Raw genomic sequence first — 20,701 nt, forward strand, 5'->3', positions numbered from 1 at the left:
ATTCATTATTTAATGGCGAGCATTTTATTCAGTGCAAGTAAAGCGTCTTTTGTCGTGTCTTCATTGACTTGAATCAAACCGACCGGATCACCTTTCTCTATGCTTTCTAGTGACCATAACAAATGAGGGAGATCGATCCGATTCATCGTCAAACATGGACACATATCCGGATTGAGGGATTCGATTTGTTTATCTGGATGCTGATCTATGATTCGCTTGACCAAATTCATCTCTGTTCCAATCGCCCACTTGCTTCCTGCTGCTGCTTCCTTGATCGTATCAATAATAAATTTCGTTGAACCGGCAAGATCAGACGCCGTGACGACTTCATGCGTGCACTCTGGATGGACAAGAATTTGAATGTCACGGTCTCTTTTTCTTGTTTCTTCAATATTCCGCACCGTAAATTTCTCATGGACAGAGCAATGGCCTTTCCATAAAATCATCTTGATGCGGGAAAGAGGCTGATCGGTGATGAGCCTTTCTTCTATTTGATCCCAGACAGCCATTTCTTCAAGTGAAATGCCTAAATCAAAGGCCGTATTACGCCCTAAATGCTGATCAGGGAGAAACAGAATGCGCTCTTTTTGTGTGAGCGCCCACTCCAGCACTTTTTTAGCGTTTGATGATGTCACAGTGGCCCCGCCATGCTTTCCGACAAATGCTTTAATATCAGCTGTTGAGTTGACATACGTAAGTGGAAGAATTGTCTCCCCAAACAGATTAGTGAGCTGCTCCCATGCTCTATCCGTTTGTTTCATGTTTGCCATATCTGCCATTGAACAGCCTGCTCTCATATCTGGCAATAGAACCTTTTGATTCTTGTTTGACAGCATATCTGCCGTTTCAGCCATGAAGTGAACACCGCAGAACACAATGTACTCCGCTTCCTTGTTGTCCGCGGCTATTTGTGCGAGCTGCAATGAATCCCCTGTTGCATCTGCGAATTGGATGACTTCATCCTTTTGATAATGATGCCCTGGTATAAAAAGCTTTGATCCAAAGGCTCGTTTAATGTCTAACACACGCTGCTTCATATCATCAACTGATCGGTGTTTATATTCTTCTGGCATCATGGCTGCATGTTGATTCGCAAGTACATCAAGCAGTGACATGAGTTGTTCCCCCTTTATGACTGAATTCCATATTCATACTAAAATCAAATGCTGGAGCAGAATGTGTCAGAAAACCAAGTGAAATAAGGTCGACACCTGTCCCTCTGTAACTTGGCAATGTCTCTAGCGTGATGCCTCCTGAAGCCTCTGTCAAAATTGTCTCAGGCGTCATTTGTTTAAAACGTTTGACTTCGTCTGGAGAGCAGTTGTCAAACATGATGACATCGGCTTTTGCATCAATGGCTTCCTTTAGCTGCGTTTCTGATTCAATTTCCACTTCAATTTTCACCATATGACCGGCATATGCTCTTGCCTTCTCTACTGCTTCACGAATAGATCCGCATGCGGCAATATGATTATCTTTAATCATCACCCCATCTGATAAGCCGAAGCGATGATTCTTTCCCCCACCTGTCTTCACAGCGTATTTCTCTAACATACGCAAGCCGGGCGTCGTTTTTCTCGTATCACAAATCGTAATCGACGGGTCCGCTAATCGCTGCACTGCTTCATGTGTTAAAGTGGCGATACCTGTCATGCGCTGCAAGACATTTAAAATGACCCGTTCTCCTTTTAATAAGTCGCTGACTGGTCCCTTTATTTTCGCCAGCACTGCCCCTGAATGAATCCAATCACCTTCTTCAAAGAACAACTCAGTCTGAATCTGTTCATTCAGCAGGCGGTACCCTATGTCAATGACTTGAGAACCTGCCAATACACCCGATTGTTTTGCGATGATATAGGCTGTTCCTTTCTTTTCTCCAAAAATGCCATCAGCTGATACATCTCCAAAACCAATATCTTCTGTGAAAAAATGAGTCAGCATTTGTTTTAACTGTAAACGTTCCATTTGACACCGATCCTTTCATTTTTCATCATGTGAATGTGGCCTTTTTCATGGACAATTTGCACGCCCCGCCATAATGCATCATTCCGATTTGGATAATCCAATCGATAATGACCACCTCTACTTTCTGTACGAAGTAATGCAGACTTCACAAGGCAAATCGCTAATGCCCATTGATTGCTTAATTCGATCTGTTCACTTGTGATATCCTTCACATTCATTTGCTGATAAGGGACTTGCTGTAATGTTTGCAGTAAGGTCTTTAGCCCTTTTTCGTCTCTTACAATTGCGGCATATGTCGTCATCCATTGTCTCAACTGATTCTCTGAAATCTCTGGCACGGACCATATTTCTTGAATTGAGAAAGAGGGGATTGTTTTTTTCTGTTTAGGTACTTGTTCAATTCTCCGTGCCGCTTTGTTTCCTAAAACGAGACCTTCCAAGAGAGAATTACTCGCCAATCGGTTCGCTCCGTGTAAGCCTGTACAGGCCGCTTCTCCGATAGCAAAAAGAGATGGAACCGTCGTTTCTCCATATTCATTCACGCAGATTCCGCCCATTAAAAAATGCATACCAGGGGAAACTGGGAGCCTGCCGCTTGCTATATCGACACCTGCACGCTCACACATTGCAGCAATGGCTGGAAAACGAACTGAGAAATGTGGAATTTCGCTGATATTGAGATACAGATCATGACCTAATTGCTGTTCATGAAAAATAGCTCTAGCGACAATATCTCTAGGCGCTAAATCAGCTTGTGGGTGAATGCCTTTCATGATCCTCCTGCGTGTTTCATCTTCTAAATAGGCTCCCTCTCCTCGGACTGCCTCTGAAACGAGACCGACTGCTTTTCCAGCGATCGTCAAGAGGGTGGGATGGAATTGAACAAATTCGAGATCAGCTAATTGTGCTCCGGCTCGATAAGCCATCATCAGTCCGTCTCCTGTTACAGAAGGGTCATTTGTGTTTGTTTCATATAGGGAGCCGCAGCCGCCCGTGGATAAAACAACGGCATCTGCGGTCATGGTATGTACGCGATCTTTCTCATCTTTCCAGACCACTCCTATGCAGGTTCCTTCGTGAACGAGCAGATCAACGACATGGGAATTTTCATATAAATGAATATGTGAGCCAAGCTGATTTTTTAAATACTGCACGAGGGTTTTACCTGTTTGGTCTCCTCCTGCATGCAAAATGCGATGAGTCGTATGCGCCCCCTCTTTACCTAATTGCGGCACGCCCGTCTCCGTTTGATCAAATGGACAGCCTTCTTCTACGAGCTGCTCCACCATATGCTTTCCAAGACGTACGATCTCTTGTACCGCCCTTTCATCATTGTGATCACAGCCGGCGGCTAATGTGTCTTGTACATGCTGATGAACAGAATCCTGTGCTGAAAAGGCAGCAGCGATTCCTCCTTGTGCAAGCATGGAATTACTAGAGGAAAATTGTTTTTTTGTCATCATGATGACTTCGCAGCTTGCTGAAATGGTTTTTGCAAAGGAAAGCGCTGCAATGCCTGATCCCACCACAATGATTTTTTTGATTGATGACACCATCGCCCCTCCTGTCATTTACACCTGTCTTGACACATATCATTACACAACACTACAATAAATACAAGAAAAAATTTTCTCATAGGAGATGGATGGATTGGTTTATTTAGATTACGCAGCTACTACACCTGTTTCGGAGGAGGCACTGCATGTTTTTCATCAGCTAAGTAAAGATTGCTACGGGAATGCAAGCAGTCTACATGATGCAGGCGGAAGAGCAAATGACATACTGACTTACAGCAGACAATCAATCGCTGCCATTCTTGAGGGCGAACCAGAGGGCATCTACTTTACAAGCGGCGGAACGGAATCCAATCTTCTTGCGATTCAATCGATGGCAAATGGTCTGCCAGCAGACAGGCAGCATGTCATCACAACTTCTGTAGAGCATCCTTCTGTTCATCATGCGGTTAAGAGCTTAGAGCGTCTTGGCGCGAAGGTTACGATCATTGAACCGAATCAAGATGGGATCATCACTCAGGACATTCTCAAAGATGCATTATTGCCTGAAACAGGATTAGTATCTATCCAGCATGCTAATTCAGAAACAGGGATTATCCAGCCGCTCGCTGAATTAGCAACCATTTTAAAAGAAAGGCACATTCTTTTTCATACAGATGCCGTGCAAACATTCGGAAAGGTTCGTGTGTCCATCAAGGAGCTTGGGGTTGATGCCGTATCCATCTCTAGCCATAAAGTGTATGCACCTAAGGGCGCTGGTGCTGTCTATATGGGCGCTCACGTTCCTTGGAAGCCTTTATATTCAGGTGCAGTTCAGGAAAATGGCTTCCGCCCTGGAACAGTGAACGTTCCATGCATCGGTGCTTTTGCTGCTGCGAGCGAACAATTAATGCTTAAGCTAGATGAGCAAAAACGGCAAAATGAGCAGCTTCGTGATTATTTTCTTCAGCAGCTGAAAATGAGACAGCTTCCTGTTCGTACACTTCAGAACAATGGCAATCGCCTTATGCTGCCTCATATTATTGGTTGTTTTTTTGAAGGGTTTGAAGGACAATATGTAATGTTAGCATGTAACCGGCATGGGATTTGTATATCGACTGGAAGCGCATGTGCTTCTGGTTATCATCATCCTTCCCCGGCTGTGAAGGCATTGCACGTATCAGACCGTGATGCTCTTCAATTCATTCGACTATCATTTGGATCGAAGTCGTCAAAAGAGGACATCGATCAGCTTTTGCATACATTTGAACAATTGCAAAAGGAGAAGAAAGGAGCATAAGACGTGGAGCAAGAGAGGAAACTCATTGGCGAAGAGAGAAGAAACGCCATTTTAGAGTGGCTGAAAGAAACAGATTCACCGCTCACCGGGAGCTTTTTGGCTAAAAAGGCGGCTGTCTCTCGACAAGTCATTGTACAAGATATCTCACTATTGAAAGCAAAAAACGAACCCATTATTGCCACAAGTCAAGGCTATGTGTATATGGCATCTCAGCATGCGCCAGAAAGAGAAATTGAACAAATCATCGCCTGCAAGCATGATCCTGTTCGTACAGAAGAGGAACTGACCTTAATTGTAGATTTTGGGGTGACGGTAAAAGATGTGATTATAGAGCACCCTGTTTACGGTGAACTAACGGCCTCGATTCGCGTCAGCACTCGCAAGCAAGTAGCTGATTTCGTTCATCATATTTCTAACACGGGCGCCTCCTACTTGTCAGAACTAACAGACGGTGTGCATTTACATACACTCACTTCTTACAGTCAAAAGCATCTTGACCAAGCCATCCAAGCGCTCGATGATGCTGGCTTTTTAATTAAAGACTAAAAAAATAGTGTCCTATAAGGGACACTATTTTTCATTCGTTAGTTCATATGTTTGGTAGCTGCCGAGCAATTTGACTTCACAGCCAATTGCTTCTAATTCCTGAATCGCACCAGGGACAAGGACATCATCCATTTCTTTTTCTATATCTATAATAAATAAATAGTGTCCAAGACCAGTTTTTGTTGGACGAGATTCAATTTTTGACAAGTTGAGATTTCGCCAAGAAAAGGCAGATAACACGCGGTGCAATGCACCTGATTGGTCATCCTTTGGCAGACTGACGACAATGGTCGTTTTTGGCTTCGATGAGAACCCTGCATTCATTGGGAACGATGCTTTAGGATCTTTATGTAAAATAACAAAGCGTGTATGATTGTGCGGATAATCATGAATGTCTTTTTTTGCAATTGTTAAACCATACGTTTGTGCGGCAATTTCATTCGCAATGGCCCCAGCAGCCTCATCCGGATGCTCACTGATATATTTCGCTGCATAACCTGTTGATTCAACTGGACGATGCGGAATATCTGGGTACTGCTTTTTCAGAAATTGATGACACTGGGCAATCGCGTGCGGATGTGATTGGATCACATCTAATGTCTCCCAGCTTTCCGCTCTTGATGGGTGGACAAGCAAATGCTGCCGAATCGGTGCTGTCATTTCACCAACAATGGACAGCGCTTCTTCATGAATTAAATAATCAATCGTTAAGTTCACAGATCCTTCGAGTGCATTTTCAAGTGGAACGACCGCCAAATCGACTTCGCCTTTTGACACAGCATCCATACATTGCGGAATCGTTGCATAGGCACGCTGCATTGCATCTGCTGGAAAGCAAGAGCATACGGCCAAATGAGTAAATGTTGCCTCTGGTCCAAAATAACCTACAGTTAATTGCTTCATCTGCTATGATCTCTCCTTTTACGCCCCAGAACCTAGAATTTCAACTTTTTCGACAAATTCAAGTTTTCTTAATTGATTCATGACTGTATTGATATCATCTGCCATACCAGCCGTGCTAATGGATAGGGTGACATTCGCTCTTCCTTGCAGCGGAATCGTTTGGTGAATGGATAACACATTACAGCCAGAGTCAGCCACAATTTGCAGCAGTCTTGACAGAGCCCCAGACCGATCCTCAAGGTGGAAAAACAATGTGATGATCTGCTCTTTCACCATCGTATAAAATGGAAAAACAGCATCTCTGTATTTATAAAAAGCACTGCGGCTTAAATCCGCATGTTGTACAGCATCGGCAACTGAATCCGCTTTTTTGCGATCGAGAAGCTTTTTGACTTCAAGCGTTTTTCGCATCGCATCTGGAAGGACATCCTCTCTTACTAAATAGAACGTTTCTTCTTTCACCTGTTTTCTCCCCTTTTAAAAACGGGAGAGCCCATGGACTGGACCCTCCTTTTGATCAATCAATAAATTCAAATTCAAATTCAAGCAGACGAATGATGTCGCCGTCTTGTGCACCACGCTCACGCAAGGCATCATCGACACCCATTCCGCGCAATTGTCTAGAGAATCGTTTCACGGACTCATCTCTTGAGAAATCTGTCATCTTAAACAGTCGCTCAAGTGCTTTACCCGTTATGACAAATGTACCGTCAGGATCTCTTGTGATCTCAAATGGTGCATCTCCCTCATCAAACCTGTACATTACGCGGTTATCAGACAGTTCCTCTTCATTATAAAGCGGGAATTCCGGTGTTGTTTCAAGCTGATTGGCGATTTCAAATAAAAGCTCACGAAGCCCTTCTCTTGTGATCGCACTAATTGGGAACACTTTATAGTCATCCGTTAATTTTTCTTTAAATGCCGCTAGATTGTCAGCAGCATCTGGCATGTCCATTTTGTTCGCTACAATGATTTGTGGACGCTCAGTCAATCTCATATTGTATTGCTCAAGCTCTTCATTAATCGTCACATAATCTTCGTACGGATCACGTCCTTCAAGTGCTGACATATCAATGACATGGACAATGACGCGTGTCCGCTCAATGTGGCGTAAAAATTGATGACCTAAGCCAACACCTTCGTGCGCGCCTTCGATCAGTCCTGGCAGATCCGCCATGACGAAGCTTCGGTTATCATCTGTTTCGACAACTCCTAGGTTCGGCACAAGCGTTGTGAAATGATAATCTGCAATTTTCGGTTTCGCAGAAGAGACAATTGAAAGCAGTGTCGACTTCCCGACACTTGGGAAACCAACAAGTCCAACATCTGCAAGTACTTTTAATTCTAAGATGACGTCACGCTCTTTACCTGGTTCGCCATTTTCAGAAAGCTGTGGTGCAGGGTTTGCCGGTGTTGCGAAACGTGAATTTCCACGTCCGCCTCGTCCGCCTTTTGCAATGACTGCCCGCTGTCCATGCTCTGTTAAGTCTGCGAGTACTTGTTCTGTCTCTGCATCCGTCACAACCGTACCGGGCGGAACTTTGACAACCATTTCTTCCGCATTTCGGCCGTGCTGGTTTTTACTCATTCCGTGCTCGCCGCGATCCGCCTTAAAATGGCGCTTATAACGAAAGTCCATCAATGTTCTGAGTCCTTCGTCTACTTCAAATACAACATCTGCACCATTTCCACCATCGCCGCCAGCCGGTCCGCCTTTTGGCACATATTTTTCACGACGAAACGCCACCATACCGTTTCCGCCGTCACCGCCTTTAACATACACTTTAACCTGATCTACAAACATAACTTCCTCCGTTTCTCTGCATCACATATCTCATTCTTGCCTCAAACAAAGCTCGATCATGGACTCATGACTTGTCACATGAAATTGAACTACACTCATACATGGATAGTTTGCGTCATGAAACGCATTTAACGCATCCAAACTTGTTAATTTTCCTTTGAAATCAAAATATAAGATCACATCATTCTCTTCATGATCTGTTTGGAACGTGACCGTTAAATGATTTTCAGTTTTCTGGCAAACTGATTGATCGAATATCGAAAACAACTCCTGTGATACCGTTAGCAGCTGCGATTCATATGCTGATAAGTCTCGGGTTTCACCAAGCACTTCGTATTCTAAGGTGATAAAATGCGACTCCCAATTAAATGTTAGAAAGTAATAGGCCAATTGGGGAATTTTTAAATTTGAGAGTTTGGATTCATGCTGTGCTTCAATGACCATTTCTTCTATAATTTCAAACACACGGTCATATTTTTCTAATGTCAAGTTGCCCTTGATCAGCTGCAATTTATTCATCCAGTCATGTCTTGAACGACTGAGCAGATAGATCAATTCATTTGTTAATGCAACGTGAGTTAATTTTTCGTTTTGTTTACTTGATATCTCTTCCATTATCGCACTCCCAATCGTTTGGTCTCTCTTTTAGGAGTCTTATCATCAATATGTCTCCCTGAATTATAACAGAGAAGACAGCATAGAAAAACACTAGTTATGTGAGGAAAGGTTGTTTTTTCTAATCTATAGGAGAAAATGAGGCAAAGTCAGCAAACGTTCTTTGATATTGATGGAGTGCATCTCTTTTTCATCTTCGATACTACTTGTAAAAAGTGAAAAAAACTCCAGTCAATGACCGGAGTTTTTAGCAATTATTGTGCCGCAGGATATACGCTCACTTTTTTACGGTCACGACCGAAACGTTCGAATTTAACTGTTCCGTCGATTTTAGCGAAAAGAGTGTCGTCGCCTCCGCGTCCAACGTTTTCACCTGGATAGATTTTCGTTCCACGTTGACGATAAAGGATAGAACCACCAGTTACGAATTGACCATCAGCACGTTTAGCGCCTAAACGTTTAGACTCAGAGTCACGTCCGTTCTTTGTAGAACCTACCCCTTTTTTAGATGCGAAAAATTGAAGATCTAATCTAAGCATGAAGTTCACCTCCTATTTTTTTGTAGATATTCTCACATAATCGTGATAATCTCGTTCGATTGTTTCTAAGGAAACGACCATGCTTTCTAAAAGCAGCTGGGCTTTTTCAAAGGATACTGGATCTGTATCAGCCGGCAATTCAAAAGAGAAATAGCCGCCTTCCTCGCCAATATCAAGCAGAGGGTCCAATCCTGTCAGTGCAATAATTGAATTGACTGAACCGAAAACAACAGCAGATACTCCTGCACAAACGAGATCCTGACCTTTTTCAGCAAACTCGGCATGTCCAGTCATCTGAAAAGACGTAATGCTTTCATCTGCTGCCGACCGAGTAATGGTTGCTTTGATCATATCACTCACACGCCTTAAGCGTTGATTTTTTCGATAACAACTTTAGTGTAAGGTTGACGATGACCTTGTTTCTTGTGGTTGTTTTTCTTCGGTTTGTACTTGAACACAGTAATTTTCTTACCGCGACCTTGTTTTTCAACTTTAGCCGTTACTGTTGCTCCAGCAACTGAAGGGTTACCCACTTTGACAGTGTCTCCGCCGACAAACAATACGTTTTCAAAAGTTACTGTTTCACCTGCTTCAGCAGCTAGTTTTTCAACATAAACAGTTTGACCTTCTTCAACTTTTACTTGTTTACCACCAGTTTCGATAATTGCGTACATCTCTGCACCTCCTAATAAACTCAGACTCGCCGAATACAGGGGGCCTTAGGCTCTTTACACCTGCTTCGCGCGGTTGTAGCACGGGTGCTACATATCCATAACATTAAAAAATATATCAAATTAGACGCAGAATGTCAATGTATTTTCATCACTAGTACGGCAAAAGAAGCTCTTCCATTGAGGAGGTGGTTCTTCGATCTGAAAAATACGCATGAAGCAGTTCATTTTCGTCAAGCTGGCTCATTTTCACGCCATCTCTTTCAATAATAATCGGATGCTTACAGCCTCTTTGGAATCGCGCCATGACTTCATATACTTTTTCCTCAGCGCTCGCTCTCAGCGGAATCAGCTTTTCTACCTTTTGCTCTTTTTTACCGTAATAACGTTCTAGTAAAAAACGAACCCTGACATAATGCCGCTGCCGGTACTCCATCACGAGTGAATAGGCTAAAAAGGTGAGCAGCACCCAGCCGTTGAATTGAAGCGGCGCAAACAAAAGTAATCCGCCTGTCAACAGACTAAAAAAAACAAGGGAGCCTTTTATGGCAAGGGCATGTGCACGTTGGAAAGGGTAATATGCTGATAAGAGCAAAAAGAATAATTTCCCGCCATCTAGCGGCCAAATCGGCAAAAGATTCACAAGGAAAATCGCCATATTATAAAAAGTGAACATCGTAAAAATGTCGTGTGAAATAAGAGAAGCTTCCATGAAAAACCACGCCATTAGCTGGAGCGGTACATGCTGGAGTGGCCCGCATAAAATGACCGCCAGCTCTTCCTTTAGCGGGCGGTTCCCATGCTCTTCTACTTCTACCGCTCCGCCAAACGGGAGTAGAAAAATCCGCCGAATGCGCCAATGATAATAGCAAGCAGCCGCTGCATGTCCAAGCTCATGGACAAAGACGATAATGAGCAGACAAAGCAGCGGCTTGATTTGACCAGAGAGGATCGCAAACGCCATCACAATCCACAGCAGCGGATGAATGTGAATTTTCGTCAGCATGACCAGCCATCTATTCAAAGGTCATCACCTGAATAGGATCGATAAACTGTTCATTTTGCTTAATGGCAAAGTAATATGTGCCCTTTCCTTGATCATCAAGTGAGATCTGGCCAATTTTCTCACCCTTGTCGACAAAATCGTATAAGGCCACATTGGCTTCCTTTAATTGACCGTACCAGCTATAGCTGTTATCCGCATGCTGCACGACCACTGTCAGCCCTGTGTCACTTTTCTTTTTCACTTCTACTACATAGCCTTCCTTCATACTGTCAATCGCTTCAGCCGCTGTTTCGATTTTGACACCTGCTCCGTTTTGCGTAAAGGATTCCTGTACTTTTCCAGAAGCAGGTACGGCCAGTTCTTGGTTCGCTTGTACATCTTTTTGGTCTTCCTTTTTGTCTGTTAAAAAGGCAAGGGGGTTTCCAACTGTTTTCTCAAACCAGCGATTGGCAGCAGCAAATTGAAAATCTTGCTCAAAGGTCTGCGTAATGATTGGCTTCAGCTGCTGAAACGGCCCTGCCTGACCTTTAAATGAAATGGCTGCAAATAACACAAGAGACGCAGATAATAAACATTTCAGCACAAAGGCATTGGGATTAAATAGCGGATGCTGATATTTCTTCGGCTGATGAGACGACGATTCAAAGGAAGACGACCCTGAATGCTTTTCTTCCTCTGTCAGCATGACCCATGGAGGGATATCCTCTTTTTTCTTAAAAGTCGTCTTCTTAGATGGAGCAGCTAACTGCTTCGTTTTGCGGCGCTGCGCGATTTTCTTTCGGTACTCGTCCACTCTTTTCATGAGATCACCCTTTACATACAAACAGTTTGTACATTTTATGTGGTGACCTCATCTGATATGCAACAAAAAGACCGATTCTGATCGAATCGGTCTCATCTTACCTGAATGCTTATTAAGCTCTTACACCAAAAAATGCTTTCAGCTTAGCAAACATTCCTTTGTTTTCATCTTCAAATGATTGAAGCGGAACAGATTCGCCTAGTACGCGGCGGGCGATATTACGATACGCAATCGAGACTTTATTTTTAGCATCCATGACAATCGGTTCACCATTGTTTGAAGCCTTAATCACGTCATCATCATCAGCGACAATGCCAAGAAGATCAATCGATAAGTGATGGACAACTTCATCCACATCCATTGAATCGCCACTTTTCGCCATGTGTGTACGAATACGGTTGACAATCAAACGAGGTGGTTCGATATCTTCTTGTTCTAACAAGCCGATGATACGGTCGGCATCTCTTACAGCTGAGATCTCAGGCGTCGTCACGACAATTGCCTTATCTGCACCAGATACAGCATTTTTAAAGCCTTGCTCAATTCCAGCAGGGCAATCAATGACGACATAATCAAAGTCTTGTTTCAATGATTGAATTAATTCTTTGATCTGCTCTGGTTCTACAGCCGTTTTATCGCTTGTTTGAGCAGCGGGTAAAAGATACAAAAGATCCTCGAAACGCTTATCTTTTACAAGCGCTTGGTGAATTTTACATCTTCCTTCTACTACATCGACTAGATCATAAATAATGCGGTTCTCAAGCCCCATCACGACATCTAAATTCCGAAGGCCAATATCGGTATCAACTAGACACACCTTTTTCCCTTGAATTGCTAGTGCTGTGCCTAAGTTTGCAGATGTTGTTGTTTTGCCAACGCCGCCTTTTCCTGAGGTAATCACAATAGCCTCGCCCAATTTCACATTCCTCCCTCAAGCCTTGTCAGATTAGGTCTTATATGAGCCAATTGCTGCAGGCGTTCAATGATCATGTTGCCATCTATATCTAAATAAGCACATTCCATTTCATTTCCATCTTCTTTTTGATCTGGTGCACGGTTAAACACTTGTGCGATGCGAAGCTGTGTTGGAATCATACGAGATGCCGCAATGACAGCTTGTTTATTCCCATTACATCCAGCATGTGCCACGCCTTTTAAAGCACCGAGCACAAAAATATTTCCCCCTGCACGAATCGTTCCGCCAGGATTGACATCTCCTATTAATAAAAGATCTCCTTCGACATACAGCACCTGTCCAGAGCGCACAATTTTCGCTACAGAGGTAATGTCAGCCTCTGCTTTTAATCGTCTCGCCTCTTCAGTTGACATGACGTCACTTTCAATAGAGTGAATGACGAGATGTTCATTTTCAGAGACTGCTTCAGTCAAACGCATTTCCTGATCCTCTGTTAAATACCGAAAACCAAGCTTAATATGCACATTAACCTTATGACCTTCTCTTCCATCTGTATATTGCTCAAGTAAAAGAACCTCTCGCAAGCCAGAAAGAAGGTCATCAAACGAACAGTCATCATTTAACTGTAATGTTAATCCGTTTTTTGTACCTTTTATTGTCACATATTGCTGTTTTTGAGTTTTCAAGATGCTCACCTCAACAACATACTCATTTCGCCGTATTTGGACAAACTCCTGCTTTTATTCGTCGATCAGTCCTTGTTTCATGTTGATGAAAAAGAGCCTAAGCGGCACAACAAGTATGAGAGACGCAGCAGTATTTAAAAGAATTGTTGGAATAAAGCGTTCGATGACATACGTATTAAACGGCATAATCCCTGGTTGAATTGTCGCTTGAACGCCGTACACATAAAACTCCATCACGGAAACAGCAATAATCGACAGAAAGACGACCACTAACATATTCGTTTGCAAAACTTTAAAGGCTTTCGCTAGCAAATAGCAGAGCGCTCCAAAGCCAAACATATGAACACCAAGTATGCCTGTATACGAAATATCATATAAAAGTCCAAAGATAAAACCGAAAATCACACCATATTTTTGATTCACAAACGCCGTCATAAATACAAGTGCGAGTAAGATGAAATGAGGAGCTAAAATTTGATTGTCTGAAACAAATGGGAGCTTCACTAGATCGACAAAAATACTGTCAAATACGAAGATAAACAACATGACGAAAGCAAGAAGGACACGTCTCACGAGCCTTCCTCCTTCGTCAATTCAGATGCATCTGCCGTACTTGAGCTGCGATTCACCACAATCACACGGTCTAAATTGTTAAGTTCAGCCGCTGGTTCTACATAAATGATTTTTGTCAGGCCGTAATGATCTGGCTCGATTTCACTCACCTTACCAATCGTCAAGCCTTGAGGGAATACGCCCCCTGCTCCAGATGTTTCAACAAGATCTCCTTTTTTGACATCTCCATCTGCATCAGATTTCAGAATATTCATTGTCAGCATTTTTTTCTTACTGTCATAGCCGTTAATAATTCCGTTGAGTTCTTCTTTGCCCTTTTTCGCAAAAATTTTCGTTGAAATTCTATTATTTTGGTCAGTAGAGCTTAGCAACCTTACAGTCGAAGTAAAATTGTTGAGCTTATCACTTTCAATTTTCCCAATTAACGCACCACTCTCATTTGTGACCGCCATATCTTTGTCAACGCCTTGTTTTTTCCCTTTATCAATCATGATAAAGCTATCCCAAAGGGACGGGTTTCTCGCGATAACCGTTGATAGAATTGGCGTATAATCACGAATAGAGTTCACATAACCGAGCTGCTTGCGTAGCTTTTTGTTTTCATCTTCTAGTTCTTGTAGTTTCGCCTCATATTGGGTTTGTCCATCAAGTTTTTTTCGAAGACGTTCGTTTTCATCGTATGTGTTCTTTAAATCTTGTACATTCCCATAAATACCGGCAATAAATTGTGATGGTTTATGAAAGACACCTTGAAAAAAGCCTGTCGTATCCCCCACTAATTTTTCCGGCCATGAAGCACCTCTGCCGCTTTTCACTGAAAAACCAATCATGGCCACCAGTACGATGACACAGACAAGGAGCAACATTAATCTTTTATTCATAAAAAACTGCGGCATGTCTTACACCTCTTTATTTACGCCCGATTATCGATTATCTTTTGATTTTCCTTTGAACAAATGAATATGCTCTAGTGCTTTTCCTGTCCCGATCGCCACACAGTCAAGCGGATCTTCAGCAATAATAACTGGCATCTTCGTTTCATCACTAATAACTTTGTCAAGATTACGAAGCAATGCACCGCCGCCAGTTAAGACGATTCCACGGTCCATAATATCTGCTGCCAGCTCAGGCGGAGTTTTTTCAAGTGTCATTTTCACCGCATCAACAATTGTTTCCACTGTATCACGAAGCGCTTTTGCAATCTCATCTGCTGTAATCGAGATTGTTTTTGGCAGACCAGTTAAAAGGTCACGGCCCCGAATATCCATTTCATCATGCACATCAGGCTGCGCAGAACCAATTTCCATTTTAATAGCTTCTGACGTACGATCACCGATCATCAGGTTATACGTTTTACGGATGTAGCTGCTGATCGCATCATCCATTTCATCTCCTGCCACGCGGATTGATTGTGATGTCACAATACCGCCAAGAGAAATAATGGCTACCTCTGTTGTACCGCCGCCAATGTCAACAACCATACTTCCTGTTGGCTCCCATACAGGCAGGTTAGCACCGATCGCCGCAGCAAATGGCTCTTCAATCGGGTATGCGTCACGTGCACCAGCTTGTCTTGTTGCATCAATAACTGCACGCTCTTCTACAGCTGTAATACCAGATGGTACACATACCATCACGTAAGGTTTACGAGCAAAAAGCCCTTTGCCTTTTAATGCTTGATTAATGTAATATTTCATCATTGTTGCTGTCGTCTCGTAATCTGCAATGACTCCGTCTTTCATTGGGCGAAGTGCCACAATATTACCAGGTGTACGGCCAATCATGTTTCTCGCGTCATTTCCAACCGCCACTATAGACTTCGTATCAGTTTCCAAAGCTACGACCGAAGGTTCTCTTACAACAATGCCTTTTCCTTTAATAAAAACAAGCGTGTTCGCTGTTCCAAGATCTATTCCAAGGTCTTTTGTACCAATTCCAAACATATGTATGTATCTTCCTTTCTTAAACCAAAATTCCCTTTAGGGAAAAACTCATAAACTCTATTATATCGTAAAACATTGAAAAAAAAAGTGTTACAAATACCCTTTTTCCTTCAAACTCACAAATTTTTGATCACCTATGACCAGATGATCAAGCAGCTGTATTCCAATCAGCTTTCCACATTCAAAAAGTCGCTGTGTAACTTCAATATCTTCCCTGCTGGGCGTCGGATCTCCAGATGGATGGTTATGCACACATATAAATGAAGCGGCCGATCGTTTAAAGGCTTCTTTGAAAATTTCACGCGGGTGAACGATCGATGAATTCAGGCTTCCAATAAACACGGTATGTTTATGAAGAACTTGATTTTTTGTATTGAGATAAAGACAAACGAAATTTTCCTGTGTCAAAAATCTCATATCTTCCATCACAAAGTTCGCTCCGTCTTCTGGTGTGCGGATCACATAGCGGTTATCCGTCGTTTGATGGTGTAATCTAGTGCCGAGTTCTAAAGCAGCTAAAAGAGAAATCGCCTTCGCCTTTCCAACTCCTCTAATCTTCGACATTTCTTCAATTGAGGCTTCTTTTACAGAGCGAAGACCGCCAAATGTTTGCAGAAGTCTTGCGGAAATTTGGAGAACTGATTCTTTTTTCGTGCCTGTTCTTAGAAGGATCGCAACAAGTTCATGATTTGACAAACTGCTGGGCCCGTATTTGATAAATCGTTCTCTCGGTTTTTCATCATGAGGGAGATGCTTTAGCAGCATAGGGAAATCGTTCAGGATGACCACTCCTTTTAGAATTCCTTCCTGTCTTCAAAAAGGGGTGATTCCAAAGGTTTCAAGCACTCTGACTGTTTTCGCAATAGGTAGACCGACAACGGAAAAATAATCACCATCTATTTTTTGAACAAACAGTGCGCCTTTCCCTTGAATGCCATAGCTTCCCGCTTTATCAAGGGGTTCGCCCGTATCGATATAGCGGTCTATTTCATTTTGAGTAAGCGTCCAAAATGTCACTTCTGTCTGTTCATAAAATGTTTCTTTTCTATTCTCTGACTGAACCGTGACACCCGTCAAGACTTGATGTGTCTTTCCTGATAATAATTGAAGCATAAAAGCCGCTTCTTTCTTATCTTTTGGTTTCCCAAGACATTTGCCGTCAATTGCAACAATTGTATCTGCACCAATGACCACAGCTTTGGGATTTAATCTTTGAATATCATTTGCTTTTTGTTCTGCCAACCATTGGACGTTCTCAGCAGGGGAAAGGTTTCGATTTATTTCTTCTTTTAAATGACTTGCTTGAATGTCATAAGAAAACCCTGCTAGATCAAGCAATTCTTTTCTTCTAGGTGATTGCGATGCGAGAATCAATTGGTTCATGTTTGTTCATCCTTTCAGGGTTTAGCCTAAGAAGTAAGATACCCATTCATCCTAGCAAATGTACATCTTACCGACAATTTACGAAAATTCATTTTTCATGTACCTTCATCATTATGTTGGATGCAAAAGAAAAAAACTAGTCATTTTTTGACTAGTTTCGTTTCTTAAAAAATGATTTTACGTATTTAATTGATCAAGCAATGCCTGCTGAGATTTCCATCCATTTTCAGCAGTTGGGTCATTTAAGAGCTGCACAGCTTTTAGCAAACTGCTTTTAGCCGGTGCATCCTCTGTTTTGGCACTTTCAAGCTCAGAAATTAGCTGCGTGACTTCCTTTTGATCCACTTCATCGCCTGCAATCACTTTGGATGATAATACAGATGCCTTTTCTATTAAACTAGTCAGCTCATCCGGCACTTGAAATGAGAGCTCCTTTCCTCCCCACGCCTCAAAGTGCTGATCAATCAATTTCTTCCCTACAGCGCTTGTCATCCCCTGCTCTGTCGCAAGACCGGCAATGACATAATATCCATCATCCATGGAAACCTTTTTCCCAGCATATCCTGCATCTTTTAAACTGCCAACTAAGTCATCTGCTCCTTTTTCAGAAGAGAATTTCCCAGCCTGTACAACAAAGGTTGATAAACTGCCAGAGGCACTTTTTTCATCTTTGTTCTCTTTTGATTCATCTGTAGTACCTGCATTCGGCGCATCCCCGCCAGCTTTCATCGATGATTGATTTGCAGAACCAGATGCCGAGACACTGATATCTCCACCTGAAGGATTTGATGTACCATCTTGACTTAAACTAAGCGCAAACACCCCAAGGCCTGTCCCAAGAACGACCGCAAACACAATCGTTGTCATCACTCTCTTGAAGGGACCACGATTTTTACCGAACTTCTGATCAAAGGAGCTTTTTTTCTTTTGATAAGGTGTGACGACTTTTGGATCAGAATGATAAATATGATCAGCAGCATCATCCCACTGGAAATCCTCTTCTTTCGGTTTAGACGAATCTTCCTGAGAAGCCGCTGTCTCCTGTTCCGAATGTCTCTTTTCCTCCCAATTCGAAAACGTCACTTGATCCTCTTGCTGTTTTGGCGGCTGATGATCATCTTCATGCACCATTTCTTCCTTGCCATTAATATTGACCTTTAGCCCTTGTTTTTTTGCCTGCCTTTTTTTCACTGTCATTCCCCGCTTTCTGACATGTTTGTAAGAAAGACCTTTCTGTCCAATGAATCAGTGCGAATTTAACCCGTCCTTCTTTCTGTTTCACACTTTACCATAGCAGTAAAAAAAAAGAACAAGACTTTTGTCGGCAGGACAAAAAAGTGTTCGCCAATTTTTTCACCCCTTCGACTATCCAAATAGAAACAAGACAGGAGCACCACAGAGATACAGCAAAAAAGAAATAGCGATCGAAGGAACAAAAGGGAATGGCTCGTTTACTCGAAAGGAAAAGACCTTTGCATAAACCATTCCAGCGATACATGAGAGAAAAAGCATGAGAAGGAACGGCTTGAAGCCAAAGCAAAACGCAAGCACACTGAACAGCTTCATATCAGCTCCGCCCAGACTATTCGGCTTAAAATAATCTAAACTAGAAAACAAAAGAATGCAAAAAATCAGAGAAGCCGCCCCTTCCCACCAGATAAGAAGCGGTTCCAACGTGCGGTATATGACGAAAAGAGGGAAAAAGAAGAGAAACAGCTCGTTCGGCACCCTCATATAGAGAAAATCACTCACGACAGCAATCACGAATAAACTACAAAGAATCACAAGGAAAAGACTTTCAAACGAAAAACCAGCGATCCTATAAATGAGCAAAAAAAGACCGCCTGACAGCATTTCAATCGTTGGATAAAGCCAAGACAGCCGAATGCCGCAATGTTTACAAGACCCCTTCCATACAGCATAAGAAACGAGCGGGATCATCTCATGCAGGGATAGCGGCTGTTTACAGGCTGTGCAGTGAGAGCGAGGGAAGAGAATAGACCGCTTCACTGGCAGCCTTTCGCCAGCGAGATGTAAGAACGATCCCATCGTGATGCCTGCAAGAAACAGAAAAATCTCAATCATACGTGGTGCTCCTTCCGGTAATAAGATAGACCGGATTTTACCATGACCCTATCCACCAAAGCATCTAGTGAAAATATGATTTTTCCCCTCTTCTACATATAAAAAGAAAAAGACGCAGGAGGCATCAAAGCCATTTGCGTCTTTTCGTTACCCAATCATACGATTTCGTATATCTGAAATAAAATAAAGAGAGCCTGTCACAAGGATCACCGCTGAAGGATCATCACTTTTTTTCTGAATGAACTCAAGCACTGTACGAGGGTCATCGTCATACGATGTTGCCTCTAACTGACTGCATGCATAAAGCTTTTCCGCTGATTCAGCTCTTGGAAAATCAAATGAAACAAAATGGATAGAGGAACTAATGGCTTCAAGTTTTTGAATCATTTGCTTGTACGGCTTATCTTTTAAAGCACTAAAACAGACATGCACTTGTTTACTAGAAAAATGAGCTTGTACCGTTTCAATTAAACGGTCGATCCCTTCTTCATTATGAGCGCCGTCTAAATAAACTGGTGGATGGCCTTTGACTTTTTCAAATCTTCCAGCCCAAACTGCATGCCGAATACCTTCATATACCTGCTCTTCTGTCACGCTAATATAGCCTTCTTGCTCCAGCCATTCAATGAGTAGAACAGCAAGGGAAGCATTTTGCTGTTGATGCGTTCCGATTAACCCTGTTTCAAGCTGCGGATACTGCCTTTTTGATGTGCTTAACGTAAATCGTTCTCCTGTTTCTGTTGGCTGCTGATGACTGAAGGTACAAGTATCCTGTAATGAAATGCATTCCGTCTTCTTTTCTTTTGCGATATTTTGAATGACCGCAAGTGCTTCCGGTTGATGAACTGCGGTGATCATCGGAATACCCTCTTTGATAATGCCCGCTTTTTCAGATGCAATTTGTTCAAGTGTATCACCTAGAATCGCCATATGATCATGACCAATCGATGTAATCGCTGTTAAGATAGGTACGGCAACATTTGTTGAATCAAGTCTTCCGCCAAGCCCTGTCTCTAATAGGACAAAGTCTACTTGCTGCACATCGGCAAAATAAGCAAATGTACATGCGGTAATGATTTCAAACTCTGTTGCTGCGCCAAGCTCTGTTTGATCTAACTCATCAACAAAAGGCTTGATTTTATTCACCAAACTCAGCCATTCTTCATCCTGTATAGGTGCTCCGTTCACGCTGATTCGTTCATTGAACGTTAAAATAAACGGGGAGGTGAAGGTGCCGACTGAATAGCCTGCTGCCTGTAAAACGGAACGAGTAAACGCAATCGTTGAACCTTTTCCATTTGTACCTGCAACATGTACCGCTTTTATGCGTTGTTCCGGATGGCTTAGTTTGTTCATCAGCCACTTCATTCTTTCAAGACCCGGTTTTACACCAAAGGCCAGTCTACTGTGAATCCACTCAATGGCTTCATGATAGGTTGTAAACAATGTCATCTCTCATTTCATCCGAAAT

Annotated in this window: 24 protein-coding genes and 1 other annotated feature; of the genes, 2 read left to right on the plus strand and 22 right to left on the minus strand. The window is 42.6% G+C overall.

Annotated features, from left to right (window positions below):
- Positions 1-5: 5 nt before the first annotated feature.
- From nadA to nadB, 3 genes are read right to left on the minus strand one after another with little or no spacing between them, the layout of a single operon-like run.
- Positions 6-1,115, minus strand: coding sequence for a quinolinate synthase NadA (gene nadA, locus MHB79_RS12475; protein WP_340866402.1), 1,110 nt, complete (start codon positions 1,113-1,115; stop codon positions 6-8).
- The gene (gene nadC, locus MHB79_RS12480; protein ID WP_003216390.1) at positions 1,102-1,965 is read right to left on the minus strand and encodes a carboxylating nicotinate-nucleotide diphosphorylase; all 864 of its coding nucleotides are present in this window, start codon (positions 1,963-1,965) and stop codon (positions 1,102-1,104) included. The genes nadA and nadC overlap by 14 nt, the downstream gene beginning before the upstream one ends.
- Positions 1,947-3,521 (minus strand): L-aspartate oxidase, encoded by a 1,575-nt coding sequence (gene nadB, locus MHB79_RS12485; protein WP_340866403.1) that lies wholly within the window; start codon positions 3,519-3,521, stop codon positions 1,947-1,949. Before nadB ends, nadC begins: the two co-directional genes overlap by 19 nt.
- Before the next feature lie 94 nt (positions 3,522-3,615).
- Between nadB and MHB79_RS12490 the strand changes: the two genes are divergently transcribed.
- Both MHB79_RS12490 and MHB79_RS12495 read left to right on the plus strand, forming a co-directional pair.
- Positions 3,616-4,758 (plus strand): IscS subfamily cysteine desulfurase, encoded by a 1,143-nt coding sequence (locus tag MHB79_RS12490; protein ID WP_445661254.1) that lies wholly within the window; start codon positions 3,616-3,618, stop codon positions 4,756-4,758.
- 3 nt (positions 4,759-4,761) lie between these two features.
- Positions 4,762-5,304, plus strand: a complete 543-nt coding sequence (locus MHB79_RS12495) for a transcription repressor NadR (protein WP_340989883.1) — start codon at positions 4,762-4,764, stop codon at positions 5,302-5,304.
- A gap of 24 nt (positions 5,305-5,328) precedes the next feature.
- Here the strand turns inward: MHB79_RS12495 and pheA are convergent, their stop codons facing one another.
- The 19 genes from pheA to MHB79_RS12590 form a co-directional block, all read right to left on the minus strand.
- Positions 5,329-6,207 (minus strand): prephenate dehydratase, encoded by an 879-nt coding sequence (gene pheA / locus MHB79_RS12500; protein ID WP_003216746.1) that lies wholly within the window; start codon positions 6,205-6,207, stop codon positions 5,329-5,331.
- A gap of 18 nt (positions 6,208-6,225) precedes the next feature.
- Positions 6,226-6,669, minus strand: a complete 444-nt coding sequence (locus MHB79_RS12505; RefSeq protein ID WP_340989885.1) for an ACT domain-containing protein — start codon at positions 6,667-6,669, stop codon at positions 6,226-6,228.
- A gap of 55 nt (positions 6,670-6,724) precedes the next feature.
- Positions 6,725-8,011, minus strand: coding sequence for a GTPase ObgE (gene obgE / locus MHB79_RS12510; RefSeq protein ID WP_003216191.1), 1,287 nt, complete (start codon positions 8,009-8,011; stop codon positions 6,725-6,727).
- A 30-nt stretch (positions 8,012-8,041) separates the two neighbouring features.
- Positions 8,042-8,626, minus strand: a complete 585-nt coding sequence (locus MHB79_RS12515; protein ID WP_003216825.1) for a sporulation initiation phosphotransferase B — start codon at positions 8,624-8,626, stop codon at positions 8,042-8,044.
- 254 nt (positions 8,627-8,880) lie between these two features.
- A complete protein-coding gene (gene rpmA, locus MHB79_RS12520; RefSeq protein ID WP_003216586.1) occupies positions 8,881-9,165 on the minus strand; it encodes a 50S ribosomal protein L27 in 285 nt (94 codons plus the stop codon).
- A 12-nt stretch (positions 9,166-9,177) separates the two neighbouring features.
- Complete coding sequence (locus MHB79_RS12525; protein WP_340989887.1) at positions 9,178-9,516, minus strand: ribosomal-processing cysteine protease Prp; 339 nt, start codon at positions 9,514-9,516, stop codon at positions 9,178-9,180.
- A 14-nt stretch (positions 9,517-9,530) separates the two neighbouring features.
- Positions 9,531-9,839 (minus strand): 50S ribosomal protein L21, encoded by a 309-nt coding sequence (gene rplU / locus MHB79_RS12530; protein ID WP_003216781.1) that lies wholly within the window; start codon positions 9,837-9,839, stop codon positions 9,531-9,533.
- A gap of 12 nt (positions 9,840-9,851) precedes the next feature.
- Positions 9,852-9,924, minus strand: a sequence feature (ribosomal protein L21 leader region).
- A gap of 66 nt (positions 9,925-9,990) precedes the next feature.
- A complete protein-coding gene (locus MHB79_RS12535) occupies positions 9,991-10,860 on the minus strand; it encodes a M50 family metallopeptidase (RefSeq protein ID WP_034620586.1) in 870 nt (289 codons plus the stop codon).
- A complete protein-coding gene (locus MHB79_RS12540) occupies positions 10,853-11,644 on the minus strand; it encodes a M23 family metallopeptidase (RefSeq protein ID WP_226803782.1) in 792 nt (263 codons plus the stop codon). The genes MHB79_RS12535 and MHB79_RS12540 overlap by 8 nt, the downstream gene beginning before the upstream one ends.
- 112 nt (positions 11,645-11,756) lie before the next feature.
- On the minus strand, positions 11,757-12,560 hold the full coding sequence (minD, locus tag MHB79_RS12545) for a septum site-determining protein MinD (protein WP_003216504.1): 804 nt from the start codon (positions 12,558-12,560) through the stop codon (positions 11,757-11,759).
- Between the two features lie 2 nt (positions 12,561-12,562).
- Entirely contained in the window at positions 12,563-13,246 is a 684-nt protein-coding gene (gene minC, locus MHB79_RS12550; RefSeq protein WP_106029075.1) for a septum site-determining protein MinC, read from the minus strand.
- Between the two features lie 54 nt (positions 13,247-13,300).
- Complete coding sequence (gene mreD / locus MHB79_RS12555) at positions 13,301-13,819, minus strand: rod shape-determining protein MreD (RefSeq protein ID WP_034661648.1); 519 nt, start codon at positions 13,817-13,819, stop codon at positions 13,301-13,303.
- Positions 13,816-14,715 (minus strand): rod shape-determining protein MreC, encoded by a 900-nt coding sequence (gene mreC, locus MHB79_RS12560; RefSeq protein WP_050943652.1) that lies wholly within the window; start codon positions 14,713-14,715, stop codon positions 13,816-13,818. Before mreC ends, mreD begins: the two co-directional genes overlap by 4 nt.
- A 27-nt stretch (positions 14,716-14,742) precedes the next feature.
- The gene (locus MHB79_RS12565; RefSeq protein ID WP_003216532.1) at positions 14,743-15,762 is read right to left on the minus strand and encodes a rod shape-determining protein; all 1,020 of its coding nucleotides are present in this window, start codon (positions 15,760-15,762) and stop codon (positions 14,743-14,745) included.
- A gap of 90 nt (positions 15,763-15,852) precedes the next feature.
- Positions 15,853-16,527 (minus strand): RadC family protein, encoded by a 675-nt coding sequence (gene radC / locus MHB79_RS12570; protein ID WP_034620589.1) that lies wholly within the window; start codon positions 16,525-16,527, stop codon positions 15,853-15,855.
- Between the two features lie 48 nt (positions 16,528-16,575).
- Positions 16,576-17,145, minus strand: a complete 570-nt coding sequence (locus MHB79_RS12575) for a Maf family protein (protein WP_003216355.1) — start codon at positions 17,143-17,145, stop codon at positions 16,576-16,578.
- Positions 17,146-17,322: 177 nt separating this feature from the next.
- Positions 17,323-18,342 carry an SPOR domain-containing protein gene (locus MHB79_RS12580; RefSeq protein ID WP_212046180.1) on the minus strand — a complete coding sequence of 340 codons (1,020 nt, stop codon included), beginning with the start codon at positions 18,340-18,342 and terminating at the stop codon, positions 17,323-17,325.
- 168 nt (positions 18,343-18,510) lie between these two features.
- Positions 18,511-19,230 carry a prepilin peptidase gene (locus MHB79_RS12585; protein WP_340989891.1) on the minus strand — a complete coding sequence of 240 codons (720 nt, stop codon included), beginning with the start codon at positions 19,228-19,230 and terminating at the stop codon, positions 18,511-18,513.
- 147 nt (positions 19,231-19,377) lie between these two features.
- Entirely contained in the window at positions 19,378-20,682 is a 1,305-nt protein-coding gene (locus MHB79_RS12590; protein ID WP_340989892.1) for a bifunctional folylpolyglutamate synthase/dihydrofolate synthase, read from the minus strand.
- Positions 20,683-20,701 lie beyond the last annotated feature (19 nt).

This window comes from Bacillus sp. FSL M7-0558 (assembly GCF_038003245.1).
GTDB lineage: Bacteria > Bacillota > Bacilli > Bacillales > Bacillaceae > Bacillus > Bacillus pumilus.